The sequence below is a fragment of the Microcoleus vaginatus FACHB-2002 genome, from assembly GCF_040004035.1.
Classification (GTDB): Bacteria; Cyanobacteriota; Cyanobacteriia; order Cyanobacteriales; family Microcoleaceae; genus Microcoleus; species Microcoleus vaginatus_C.
The window spans coordinates 1-11967 of sequence record NZ_JAMPLN010000011.1; the positions used below are offsets into that span (position 1 = coordinate 1).

Consider the following 11967-nt stretch of genomic DNA (forward strand, 5'->3'; position numbering starts at 1 on the left):
AAAGTGCTGCTACTTCCTGTTTGAATGCCACCACCGGCGCTAGTTGCGTCATTATTCGGATCGGTTCCAGAAACTTTGCCGTTGGCAATAATCAGGTTTTTTAGAGTAACATTGGTCGAACTTCCTGTGCGGATTACCCGCGAAGTATTGTTGCCGCTGATGGTTAAACCCGCTGCGGCTGCGCCGTCAATGGTGAGGTTTTTGCCAACGGGAATATCGAGTTGACCGCTGGTGAGAGTAATGGTTTGGTTGGCTAAACCTGGAGCGAAGGTAATGATATCGCCGGCAACAGCGGTGGCGATCGCAGCCCTTAATGAACCGGGCCCGCTATCGCTATTGTTGGCTACTACGATCGTAGCTAAATTACCTTGGTAACTTGCCATAGCCTCTGGCTGCAAGGCAGAGAAAGATTCAACTTGGCCCTTAGCAAATTCTAAATTCCAGTCGCCGCCGCTGCCGGTTGTGTTGGTGGATGCCGCAACGTCAGCCCCGGTTAATTGACTGAAGCGATCGACGAAATTAGCACCTGTACCGCCTGCTACATCGCAGCCGTACAGCATGATGTCTGCTTCTGGGGCTAGTGAATTTTGCCACGAGTCCAACTGGCTTTTGTATTGCTCTATGTTATCTGAACCCAGAGCGGTATTGCCTAATTGTAGGCTGCCAGAACTGCCGTGAGAAATAATGTGAACCGAGTCAATAGCCCCGTGAGTAGAGGCGTATTGTTCGATTGCAGAGCTGATTTGTTCGATGCCGTTTTTGGTGCGGTCGAGTATTACTACCTGCTGTCCCGGCAGCACTCCCGCTGCAATTGACTCGTAATCTTCCACGCCGGAGTCAATGAAGACTAAGGAGCGCCGTGGGCGTTTTTCAAAAGAAGATTGTGAGTTAACCTGAGCGAATGTAGAACTCATATTGGAGACTCCATTAAGGGCATTATTGGTAGATACGCCCCGGAGCTATCTCATCAAGCTTATTTGATAACTGTGCGATTTTGGCAATTAACTTTTGTATGGATCGAGGTAATCTGAACTGAGGATAACAGAGCCTAATTGAAGTTGGCCCGATCTGCCGTCAGAAGTTGTGCGAACTTTGTCAACCTCTATAAGGATAGAGGAATATTTTTGAAGTGCCGAGGTAATTTTCTCGATGCAGTCAGATTCCCCAGCCAAAATTCTGGAAACAAAATATCTACCTTCATTGATGCTGGAGTCCTTGAATACAAAGCTTTTGGATGGGGAATTTGCGTATTCCGAGGATCGATCCGTTTCCCTTACAGAAGCCAACATATTGCGCCCTCCAAAAGCGAGTTTAGGGGTAGATACAGCCTTGGATTCAGAGCTTCTGAAACTGCTAGCGACCTCGTTTATTTCGCTCATTTTTATTTAACCTATCTATCAGTTTCCCCTATTTCTGCAGCTTTGCCATCCGCGATCGCACGGAATTTACAGCACTTGCGGATGCTGTGAGATACAGTAGCAGCAATAAGTCAACCAATCTCTTAAACGGTGAGGATTCATCAAATTAAGGGCAACTGCTGCGATCCTGGGGGTGACAAATATAGCTAGAAACCTTGCCTGAGCAAGGTTCTAGTACTGAGAGCTTTTTGATAAAAGTGACGCTTATTACGAGTTAACTTCATTAACTCTTCCACAGGTTCAGCATATTTTTCAAGATAATTAACCCACTGTTGGCTATCATTGGCACTCCCGAATGTACTGCGTCTGCGATAAGTTCTTTGGGGTTCCTTGATGCGATAAATATACTTTTGTAAATGCTTCCTTTTGACTATAGTACCTTCAATAATGTCACGACTATAGGCAATTGTAATCAAGCGAATCATTTTAATTAATCGGTCTTCTATTAACCCTGTACCCTGACGGGGTGACAACCCCGTCAAAAGCCCCACCGGTGGCGGATTTGGCCAACTTGAGCTAAAAAAAGATGGGGTCTCCGTTGTTTAAGTGTCCCCATCTACATAATTAAGTGTCCCCACCTACATAATTATGTTTCCTCAATTTTACCAAAACCCTCTAGAAAAACAACTCAAACCGACAGAGTACCATAGGATCAAAGCTCTGGTATATCTGTTGCAGAGCCATAAACAAGTTAGTATTGAATTATTGACTTCTTTCTGGCCTTATCCCATTCAATTTGATAATCGGAGGCGTAGCTTACAAAGATTTCTGAAATTAGACTCCCTGAACATAGAAAGCCTATGGTTTCCACTTGTTAAAGAAAATTAACCAGCTAAATTTAACAAATCTCAACCTTTGAAACTTGCGATCGATAGAAAGCAGTGGCGAGCGCATAATGTATTTATGGTTAGCCTAATTTGGGAAAAACGAAGTATCCCCTTATACTGGCGATTGCTAGACAAAAGAGGATGTAGTAATATTGACGAACAAAAAGCTCTACTCACTCCTGTGTTAGAGTTGCTATCAGATTATGAAGTGATTGTGTTAGGCGATTCCCTACCCTACCCTACGGGAACCCCTACGGGGAACGGGAACCCCTGCGCGGAACGGGATAGCTTCGCTTCACGGGAATTTGGTAGTGTAAAGCTCGCATCGTGGCTCTGTGAGAGACAAGTAAAGTTTATTTTTAGAGTCAAACAAGGGCGCTATATCCAGGAGGAGAACTCTGATTACATTCGCTTATCTGACATGGGTTTAGTGCCGGGAACCAGCCTTTATTTAGTCGAGACTAAATTTACCAAACAAAAAGGTTTTGTGAATTTTGATATCGCTGGTTATTGGCGACGAAAATATCGAGTCAAACAAAAGGATGAAGGTTGGTATCTTTTGACTAATGTCGGCAGTTTAAAACAATCGATCGATACTTTCAAATGTCGCAGCGGGATGGAAGCGATGTTTAAATCTTGTAAAACGGGTGGTGATAATTTAGAGAGAAGTCACCCTAATAATCAACGATTAAGCAGTTTAATATTATTGATACCGATCGCCTACAGTTGTGCGATAATACAAGGTCAAAAAATCAAGAAAATGGGAGTGCAAAAATATGTAGGTAGAGTAACAGAGTGCGGGCGCTCGATACGTCGTCATAGTAGTTTTTGGATAGGATTGTACGGTCAATCTTGGGTAATTAACATGAAAATTTGTCAAGATAGTATTACTGAATTAATGAGAATTAGGCGCAATAAACTACCGTTTTTTCAGAGGGGTCTAAGGGCTAGGTCTTTTATTTTATCAATGTTTAGACTCTTGTTGTCACCCCGTAAAGCTGCAAAGCTGACCAGAAGTGTCTTGTAGCCATTTTTGTCACCCTTTCAGCTCTTCCCCTTTCCCTCTTCCTTCGATATTTTGAGATTATTTCAAGGAACAAATCCGCACTCTGACCCTCGTGCCACTGCTATTCAAAGCGCACAGAAATCAGCTTCTTTGTAAAACTCCACAGTTCATTTTTTAAACAGTAGTCGACTTCTTTTGCCAACTTTCGTTTTAAGAAAGCCTTGATTTGTTACCTTCCACTGAAAAATTATGCCGGGTTACGCCACGGTGAATCTCCGGTGTAAGCTAAAGCTACTCGTTTTGGATCGCGACTATTCCAGTCATCTTCTGCGATTTGAACTTTAGTTTTAGCAGTTTCCCGCGTAAAAGGTGGCAGTGATGGTTGAGTTTCCATCGGGTTGAATGATTTTGCTCCTTTTCAACGAGTCATCGAACTTAGCATAATAATGAACACAGCACAAGACCACTATAACCAGCAACTTGCTGCCGTTTACAGTTGGATGTCGGGAAATCCTGAAGCAGCGATCGAACGAAATCACGCTCTTTTTTGTCAATTGGCCCTCGACTCCGCACCGCGAGGATTAGCCATTGATTTAGGTGCAGGCTCAGGATTTCAATCTATTCCTTTAGCGAAATTAGGCTTTTCCGTAGTAGCTATAGATTTCTGTGATGCCCTACTTTCAGAGTTACGCGATCGCGCTAAAAATCTTTCCATCCGTACCATTCACGACGATCTGCTTAATTTCTCGCAACATATTCAGGAACAGGCGCAGCTCATTGTTTGCATGGGCGACACACTTACACACCTAGAATCATTGAGTGCTGTCGATTCATTACTTTTGGACATTGAGCGCTGGCTGATTGAGAATGGGATGTTGATTTTAACTTTCCGCGATTATGTTTCAGCAGAGCTTCATGGAACTCAGCGTTTTATTCCTGTACAAAGTGATGAATTTACAATCCTCACTTGTTTCTTGGAGTATCAGGAAAACAGCGTAGGAGTCCATGACTTACTCTATCAAAAACAGGGCGATCGGTGGTCATTCAGTGCCAGTTCTTACCAAAAACTGCGGCTCAATAAAAATTGGTTGTGCGATCGGCTATCTGAAATAGGTTTACAGGTACTTCAGAACGAGATGATTAATGGAATGGTTTGTATCACTGCCAAGAAAGTTTAACCTGAAGTTCCCTCCTGCGGGGAACTTCAGGTTAAAAAGCCAACAAACGATGCTTCACCACGACCAGAAGTTACTGAAGGCGCTTCTGATAAACTTCTGATGTTAGCGCGATCGCAACCCTTCTGTCTAAGCCTTGATTTGAGCCGCATTTCCCTCTCGCTCTTGGGCGATCCCCACAATCATACAGACAAATCTCAATCACCTTAGCTTTATGTAAGTTAAGTACCTCGGTTCCCACCGCACTTAACTTACATACCCACCCTCCGCGATCGCTCTTCCCTCCCGATCCCTCCCAAATAGCCCTTGCGAATATTCACCACTCATGTATGACTTGACTGCTGTCACGATCTACGCGAAACTTTACATACAACTGATGTATTGCTTCTACATATTAATAAGTTCTGTTAAGTTGTGACTCAAAACCTATCAATTCGTCAAAATTGATATAGCGCTTTGTCAGTCAGCCAACTCTCAAGAAGCTACTTCAGGAGGCATCGTCCCTGGCTTGCTGGTGTCGGTGTCTGTTCTCAATATTCCTATTCAGTCAGCCCGCATTATGGAAACACTAGAGTTTGTGATCTATCCAGATGGCCGCGTACAGGAAACGGTCACCGGCATTGTCGGTGCTTCCTGTGCTGAGGTAACGGCTGCAATTGAAGCTCAGCTCGGCGTGGTGCTTCACCAAGAGTCAACATCTGAATATTTCACGCAAGCGCTGCATCAGTCAGCCGAAGCGACGGCCCAAGTGGCTTTTAGCGATTGGTAATTTTTTTGTTGAGTTCACTTAAGTTTTTTTGGAACCACCATGTCACATTTTAGCCAAATTAAGACCCAGATCCGCAATTTGAATTCTTTGGAAGCTGCTTTAACTGACTTGGGTATCGACTGGAAGTCGGGCCCGACTGAGGTGCGCGGCTATCGCGGCCTAACCAGCACCGCTGAGGTCGTGATTGAGCAAAAAAACGGCTACGACGTAGGTTTTAGCTGGAACGGGACTGAGTATGAATTAGTGGCTGACTTGCAGTTTTGGCAGCAAGCTTGGTCTGTAGACCGTTTTCTGAATAAGGTGACTCAGCGCTACGCTTACCATACTGTGGTCAATGAAAGCGCTAAGCAGGGTTTCCAAATTTCTGAGCAAAAGCAAAATCAAGACGGTTCGATCCGCTTGGTGGTGCAACGCTGGTGCGCTTAATAATTTTTCGAGATTTTTGCAATCTTGTGTCATCAAAGTCCGCTTTCGCGGACTTATTTACTATTGTGGGGGTCTAAATGTCTGAGCTTTCTGGACTCGGAATAGATACAGCAAGCGATCGCTCTGGTTTAGAGCCGGAGTTGGGGGGTTTTTTGCGGGATGCGCCCGATCGCTCTGGTTTGGAACCAGAATTGGGCGGTGTGCTGCGCCAAAAAGGTGTCTATGTTGATGAGATTACCTGCATTGGCTGCAAGCACTGCGCTCACGTTGCTCGCAATACTTTTTATATTGAACCGGATTACGGTCGATCGCGCGTAGTTCGACAAGACGGGGATTCTGAAGAGTTGATTGCTGAGGCGATCGACACTTGTCCGGTGAATTGCATTCACTGGGTTGATTACACCGAACTCAAGAATCTGGAAGAAGAACGCAAGGATCAGGTGATGCCTGTCGTTGGTTTTCCGGTGGATATGGCGACAGTTAAGGCCGGTATTCGCCAGCGACAAAAGAATAAGTTGCGCGATCGTAAGTTCAAAGGTAGCCCTTGAAATCCCCAATTCCCATCCGCAGCTTGAAACCTGTGGCTCAAACAACAAAAACAGCCCGCGCGGGCTGTTTTTCGTATACATTGTATAGTCAAAATTATTTGAGAGGATGGTGTTCAGCGAGAATTTTCTCAACTCTAGCTTCGTCGATTCTGGCAGTTAATGTTGATGCCTCGTTGTTATCGCGAATGGTTTTTGCTAAAGTAAAAGACGAGCCGACTGAAAAAGTTAAACCCATACCCATAAAAGCTTTTTGCCAGGGGTCTACCTGTAAATAAATGATACCTACAGTAGTTGCGGAAAGGGCAAGAATAAAAGAAACCCAGCACTGAAGTATCCAAGCATTAGTATCTTTTTGGCGTATGATTTGTTTCTGCATAGTGCCTCTAAGTCCAATATATCTTTTGGTTCATTAACTTAAAGAATAGATAGCGTGAGTGAAGCGGTCAGGAGAGCAAGGGACAGTTTCGATAAGTGAACAGTGCGATCGGGCTTTTGACTAAAAATTAGAACGCTGTAGATAGGGTTTAAGGCTCAAGGAAGACTCGCAGCGAGTGGACAGTTTGAAAACTGGACTAAGGGAGATTGATTTGGGATGATTTACTCACTGGTTTTAGGGAGCATTCTCAAAAGTTCTTTTTGGTTCTTGCAGGGCTTTACCACACCCGACTGGTACACCTTAGCGATGAAAGGAGCTGGATTCCCCCGAATAAATTTTTGCATATTTTCTAAGGCTTTTACAAAAGCTTGTGCCACTACATCTCCACGAACATTGCCGTCCACAAATGCAAAAAGCCGTACATTGCCTTGAGCCACGGCTAATAACTCCAAAAGACGGCTAGCGATTTTCTTGTCCTTTGTTAATACCACCCAATTGCGCTCTCCAACTATCCTCAGCCAATCCTCATCATTGATATCTTGACTAAAATGATCGTCGTGAATTTCTACTGTAGCCCCCACATTTCGTAGTCTATCTGCCAGTTTCTTTCCTAAACATCTGTCAATGAAAAATATCTCATTCATGCTGCTACTAGCTGAAGTTCGCAGCGAATACCTTCCTCAATTTGGAGCCGATTGCAATTGTAGTCTTCGGCAAGTTCATCGATGGAATCCCCAGCTTTGTAACGTTCCGCCAGTATAGCTGTGGGAATGCCAGTTTCAGCTAAAACTGGGCGGCCAAAGGAGATTCTGGGGTCAATCATCACTGTTTTAGGTTCGTCGGAACCTGGTAGCTTCGTGAAAGGGTAGAGTTTGAGGGGTAATCCAGCTTCATCTCGTACAATGCGATCGAAATAAGTTTTTAGAATCTGCCTTGCTTCCTGTTCCCTGTCGGATGCTGCAAGCTGCTGTCCGAATCTCTCAAATAAAAGATTTATTCCCTTGCTTTCAAACTCCTTTCGAGCATATAATTGAGGAGTCGAAAGATAACGCTTGATGTAGTCGAGTGCAGTGCTAAGTTGTTTTCGGGAGAAGCCAGTAGCCTTAAAAATGGCAATCAAGACATGAGCCTCTACCAAATTTATGAAAGAAAGTAGTGTCGTTTTGGACTGGGGAAGCAGTTCAAAATTTTTGGGGTTAGGTAACTTAATCAGTGGCTCAAAGAAGCGCTTGTCCGCTTTTGTTTTCGAGGACCAGCAACCAACCCAAGATCGCAACCTATCCTTCGGCAGCCGGAGATATTGCGCTGCTTGAGGGATAGAATATATAGGAATCTCGCGCGGATCGAAGTTGTCAGTATCAAGCATAGCAGTTGTCCTATTCCTAAATACTTATATTTTTGCACAGTTTGCGGGCGATCGCAAAAATCTCTCCCTTCAATACCCAGATACCCGACTTCTTCAAGAAATCGGGTATCTAAAGCAACCTAATTAGCTCCTAAAAGCGCTACGGATTACTTATTTTTCTGCTGAGTTTTCGCTTGTTCGATCGCAATTTCCCTGACTGCTTGCAAAGAACTCAAATTCGATGCTCCCTCAATCGCCTTCACCGCCAAATCTTGAACCTGTTTCAAAGCAGAATCCAGTTGTTTCGACAAGCTAGCAAGGCGCGCATCTTGATTTTGAATTGTCTGCAACATCCCTTGAATTTGCAGTTCATAATTTTGCTTTTGCCCTTCGATATCTTTAGCAGACAAATCAGCCTTAACTTTAGCTTGGTAATTGCCAATATTGCGGCCGTTATCTTTCCCGTTCTTGATATTAGCTTCCAGTTCGTTGGGGAAAGCTTCAACCTTAGCTTTCACCTCAGCATAAAGTTTTTCCCGTTCCGAAATAGATTTTTCGCGTTCCGCCCACTGTTTCTCCTGCTCTTGCTGAAACTCTTCGATTTCTTGATACAGCCTTTTCTGGCGTTGTTGGTATTCTTCGATGTCCAGATTTCGCTGAAGATTCAACTCATAACTATACAACTCTTCATCCCGCTCGCGAGCTTTTTGGTGATACTCATTGCGTTCTTTAACGGCCAACTTTTGCAGTTCCTGCTCTTTTTCCCAAGCTTGCCGACGTTCCAACAATTCCTGTTCAACAGTTTCGCGCTGTTCGCTGAGTTCGCCAGCAAAAGTTTTCGCGCTTTCTTCGTACTGTTGAATTAAATTGTCCAGCGTATCTTCTGCAACATCTTCTAAACTGTGCAACTCTTGCAGTTGTTGAATTTCCTCGCCCACAGTGCGCCGCAATTCTTCGAGTTTAGCAGCTTCCGAAGTTAATTTCTCCGACAACTCGCTGACAGCTCCACCAAAGCCAAATTGCAGCAAAATCAAATTGTCGATTGTAGACTGCATTTTTTGTGGATTTTGAGTTAAAGCCATTGGTTTTTGTGCCTCCACAATAAGTTTTTCTGGGGCTGCTGTTTGGTTTTGGGAAGCGTTTAGCTGTTGGATTTGCGATTCTAACTGCGCTTTTTCTTGCGCTGCTTCCTTGTACGCTTCTAAAATTTCAGCCTTGGTGCTTTTGTCGCTAACTCTTTTGTTCATGACTTTTCATTCCTTAATAGTTGGGAAAATTTCTGTCATTTTTCCGTAAGGTGGGCATTGCACACCTTACTGGGTTTTAAGCTTTGCTGGCAAAAGCTTTCATTGCCAAATCTTGCGCTTGCTTCATCGTGGCTTGCAGTTGCGCGGAAATTTCGGCGATTTGTTCGGTTTGTCGCTCAATAGTCTGCTGCAAAGATTGCGTTTTCAATTCATATCCTTGCTTGCTTGCTTCCCATTCTTTCTCCACCAAATCTGCCTTAACTTTAGCTTCGCGAGAAACTTCTTGAATTGCTTCTTCTTTGGCTTTGACATAAGCCTGTTTGAGTTCTTCTTCAAATCCGGCGACTTTTCTTCGATTCTCTTCAAACTCCGCTTGATTGTCGCTGAGGACTTTTTCCCGTTCCACCCAATTTTTTTCTTTTTCGCGGGTAGATTCTTGCAAATGCCGTTCTAGTTTACGCTTCGTTTCTTCGTATTCGTCGGTTTCGATTTTGCGAGTGCGCTGTAATTCGTATTGATAATCGGCTGTTTGTTCCTGCCGCTTTTTAGTTATGACTGCAGTCTCTTCTTGAACTGCCGTCTCAAATTCTTGCTGTTCTTTTTCCCAAGCCTTGCGTTTTTGGGTCGTGTCTTTTTCGATAATTTCGCGTTGGTTAGCAGCGTTTTGTTCCAGCAGGGTCAATTTTTCTCGGTGCTCTTGAGTTAAAATGTGGAGGGCGTCTGCTACAACTCTGATTTGCTGCAATTCTTGCAATTGTTGGGCTTCAATTTCGATCGCGCGTTTTAATTCGTCTAATTTGGAAGATTCCGCCTTCAGTTTTTCCGAAAGTCCGCTGGTGATGCTGCCGAAATCTAATTGCAAGTCTGCCAAGCCTTTGACGATGCTGTCAATTGTGTAGGTAGAGGCGAGTTCGAGGACTTGTTTGTTTTTGGCTTTTTCGGCTGACTGTTCTTTGGTTTCTACTTTGGACTCGATCTTTTTGTGGTCGGCTAAAATCTGCTGAAAGTTTTGCAAAATTTGGGCTTTGCTATCCTTGGCAGTTGCTATTGTCATAATGTTTGCTTCTCCTGATTATAACTTTTCGACACTTGTGACTGAAACGTTTTCGGTCATTCTAAGTTGCGGAGTTGGCTGAGAATGGCGCGGTATTTTCTGGCTGCATCGGGTTTTTCTTCGGGATTGTCGCTGGCTAGAGTTTTGAGAAGTTTCCAGCAGCGATCGCACCGATTTCCTTCCCAGCAATCGCACTCATCAATTATACTCAAAAGTGCGCTTTTTAGCAATTGATTTTCTGCCAACAAAGCTCGGTAATTCCGTTGGACTGATTCGGCAACTAAAGTCATGTGCTGGAAGTCTTCGGTGAGACTTTCGATGTCGTTAACTGCGTCTGCCCGAATTTTGTCTAGCAGCTCAAGATTCTCTTTCAAACGTCTTTCTTGCAGGTTTGGTTTGGTTTTCAGCTTGGTTAATTTCTTCATTTCACTCTGTTATAACAGTTATGGTAAAGGCGCGATTAAATCGCGCCTTTACAACAAAATTAGAACAAGTCAGCAGTTACTTGGTCTTCGGCTGGCGGTAGCGACATACCGCCGTTGGAATTCAAAGCCATAGCATCGCTTTCACCGTTAGCGTGAGCAGCCATCAAGCAGGCAACTTGCTGCGCCGGCAGGTTATCTAAACACACCATAGCTTTTGTTCCTTCTAAGTCAATCATCCGCGATTGATTGCTAGAATCTGACAAAACTGCTGCGGCTTGGTCGATTACTCCCCAGTCTTTACGCTCCATCCAAGACCATTTCAAGCTGTAGTAGTTGATCGGTTTTACTACTCCGCTGTCGTCTGGTTTCTGACCGGAATGCTTGACAAATTCGGGAACAAAAATTCCGGTTGCAGGTTCTACGCCGCGAGATTGAACTGATGCTACCAAACGGTTAAAATCGTTCAAGCTGCGGTTTTTGATGTATGTCACCATGACAACTCCTTGCGGCAATTCGCCACTTTCTGCGACAAACCACAGTTGACCCCACAGTGTGTGGGAAGTTTGACCGAGGGAACCGAAGAATTTGGAGAATTTGAGGATTGTCATGGAACACTTGGAACCGTAGTCTGTATCGCCAATTGTCCACTGGCCGGCCTGGCAATTGTTACGTACTGCGATCGGGATTTCTGGTACTAGCAAAGCATTGCTCGGTTTGGCACCAAATACTGAAAATGTAGGTCTTTCTTGTGTTTTAGTAGTCATTGTTCGTTTTTCCTTAGTTATTTATTGCTGCTTTACGGAGAATTGGTAGTTGGTAATCCGTTAAATGTCGTACATTGCTCGTGGCAGAACTTCGATTACCTAATCAGATGTGTTGTCGCTTTTGGTTCTGGATAGGTATACTCAAGCATCGCCTCTTGTTGAGCTTTGATAATCCGCAGCGCGGCGAGCAAATGCTCTAATGTTTCTAGGTGCGCTGGGGTGAAGTGGATGCTGAAGCCTTCGCCATCCCGCGCGTAGCCGGGACAAACCAGTGAGGCTGAGCTTTGTTCTTCGTGGGTGGCGATGTATAGCCAGTCATCGTCTTCGAGCTTGTAATGCGTGTCTGTCCAGGTTCTCAGCATTTGCGATCTGCTCCTCCTTATTTGCTGCGTACAAGCGTTTTGACGCCCAGCGCTTCTCACTCCTCTAGAGTTGACGACGCTATATGTAGCGTGTGAGCTAGGCTAATTTGCACCCTTAGCCCTACCAGTCAGGCTCTTGGGGTTGATTAAACCGTCAACTAACCTCATACTAGCGCGGGTTGATTTTCCCGTCAAGTATTTTGTTGAACTTTTCATCAAAACAGG

15 protein-coding genes and 1 pseudogene are annotated in these 11967 nt (G+C 44.4%); 5 read left to right on the forward strand and 11 right to left on the reverse strand.

The features are described from left to right. A partial coding sequence (locus tag NDI35_RS11670; protein WP_445312884.1) for a DUF4347 domain-containing protein occupies positions 1–914 on the reverse strand: 914 nt, incomplete at its 3' end. 650 nt (positions 915–1564) lie between these two features. Further along, positions 1565–1843 (reverse strand): hypothetical protein, encoded by a 279-nt coding sequence (locus NDI35_RS11675; RefSeq protein ID WP_445312885.1) that lies wholly within the window; start codon positions 1841–1843, stop codon positions 1565–1567. An 823-nt stretch (positions 1844–2666) separates the two neighbouring features. Between NDI35_RS11675 and NDI35_RS11680 the strand changes: the two genes are divergently transcribed. Then, positions 2667–3272, forward strand: a complete 606-nt coding sequence (locus NDI35_RS11680) for a hypothetical protein (RefSeq protein ID WP_445312886.1) — start codon at positions 2667–2669, stop codon at positions 3270–3272. Positions 3273–3372: 100 nt separating this feature from the next. Here NDI35_RS11680 and NDI35_RS11685 read toward each other — a convergent pair. Next, a pseudogene (locus NDI35_RS11685) lies at positions 3373–3645 on the reverse strand (DUF1348 family protein). Positions 3646–3697: 52 nt separating this feature from the next. On the opposite strand from NDI35_RS11685, the gene NDI35_RS11690 reads away from it, so the two are divergent. From NDI35_RS11690 to NDI35_RS11705, 4 genes are all read left to right on the forward strand, one after another. After that, positions 3698–4429 carry a class I SAM-dependent methyltransferase gene (locus tag NDI35_RS11690; protein ID WP_445312887.1) on the forward strand — a complete coding sequence of 244 codons (732 nt, stop codon included), beginning with the start codon at positions 3698–3700 and terminating at the stop codon, positions 4427–4429. 556 nt (positions 4430–4985) lie between these two features. After that, positions 4986–5195, forward strand: a complete 210-nt coding sequence (locus NDI35_RS11695) for a DUF2997 domain-containing protein (RefSeq protein WP_015176940.1) — start codon at positions 4986–4988, stop codon at positions 5193–5195. Between the two features lie 39 nt (positions 5196–5234). Next, positions 5235–5621: a DUF1257 domain-containing protein gene (locus tag NDI35_RS11700; protein ID WP_006634895.1), complete on the forward strand. Its 387-nt coding sequence runs from the start codon at positions 5235–5237 to the stop codon at positions 5619–5621. 77 nt (positions 5622–5698) lie between these two features. Next, positions 5699–6169, forward strand: coding sequence for a ferredoxin (locus NDI35_RS11705; RefSeq protein ID WP_445312888.1), 471 nt, complete (start codon positions 5699–5701; stop codon positions 6167–6169). A 94-nt stretch (positions 6170–6263) separates the two neighbouring features. Here NDI35_RS11705 and NDI35_RS11710 read toward each other — a convergent pair whose 3' ends face one another. The 8 genes from NDI35_RS11710 to NDI35_RS11745 all read right to left on the reverse strand — a co-directional run bounded on the left by NDI35_RS11710 (position 6264) and on the right by NDI35_RS11745 (position 11742). After that, the gene (locus NDI35_RS11710; RefSeq protein ID WP_015176943.1) at positions 6264–6545 is read right to left on the reverse strand and encodes a YiaA/YiaB family inner membrane protein; all 282 of its coding nucleotides are present in this window, start codon (positions 6543–6545) and stop codon (positions 6264–6266) included. Between the two features lie 221 nt (positions 6546–6766). Next, positions 6767–7189: a PIN-like domain-containing protein gene (locus NDI35_RS11715; protein WP_445312889.1), complete on the reverse strand. Its 423-nt coding sequence runs from the start codon at positions 7187–7189 to the stop codon at positions 6767–6769. Next, the gene (locus tag NDI35_RS11720; RefSeq protein WP_445312890.1) at positions 7186–7911 is read right to left on the reverse strand and encodes a DUF433 domain-containing protein; all 726 of its coding nucleotides are present in this window, start codon (positions 7909–7911) and stop codon (positions 7186–7188) included. The genes NDI35_RS11715 and NDI35_RS11720 overlap by 4 nt, the downstream gene beginning before the upstream one ends. A 146-nt stretch (positions 7912–8057) precedes the next feature. Continuing rightward, positions 8058–9137 carry a coiled-coil domain-containing protein gene (locus NDI35_RS11725; protein WP_445312891.1) on the reverse strand — a complete coding sequence of 360 codons (1080 nt, stop codon included), beginning with the start codon at positions 9135–9137 and terminating at the stop codon, positions 8058–8060. A gap of 76 nt (positions 9138–9213) precedes the next feature. Then, positions 9214–10191: a coiled-coil domain-containing protein gene (locus NDI35_RS11730; protein ID WP_445312892.1), complete on the reverse strand. Its 978-nt coding sequence runs from the start codon at positions 10189–10191 to the stop codon at positions 9214–9216. 56 nt (positions 10192–10247) lie between these two features. Then, the gene (locus NDI35_RS11735; RefSeq protein WP_445312893.1) at positions 10248–10616 is read right to left on the reverse strand and encodes a hypothetical protein; all 369 of its coding nucleotides are present in this window, start codon (positions 10614–10616) and stop codon (positions 10248–10250) included. A 59-nt stretch (positions 10617–10675) separates the two neighbouring features. Beyond that, the gene (locus tag NDI35_RS11740) at positions 10676–11380 is read right to left on the reverse strand and encodes a hypothetical protein (protein ID WP_445312894.1); all 705 of its coding nucleotides are present in this window, start codon (positions 11378–11380) and stop codon (positions 10676–10678) included. Positions 11381–11475: 95 nt separating this feature from the next. After that, positions 11476–11742 carry a hypothetical protein gene (locus NDI35_RS11745; protein ID WP_006634886.1) on the reverse strand — a complete coding sequence of 89 codons (267 nt, stop codon included), beginning with the start codon at positions 11740–11742 and terminating at the stop codon, positions 11476–11478. Positions 11743–11967: the final 225 nt, after the last annotated feature.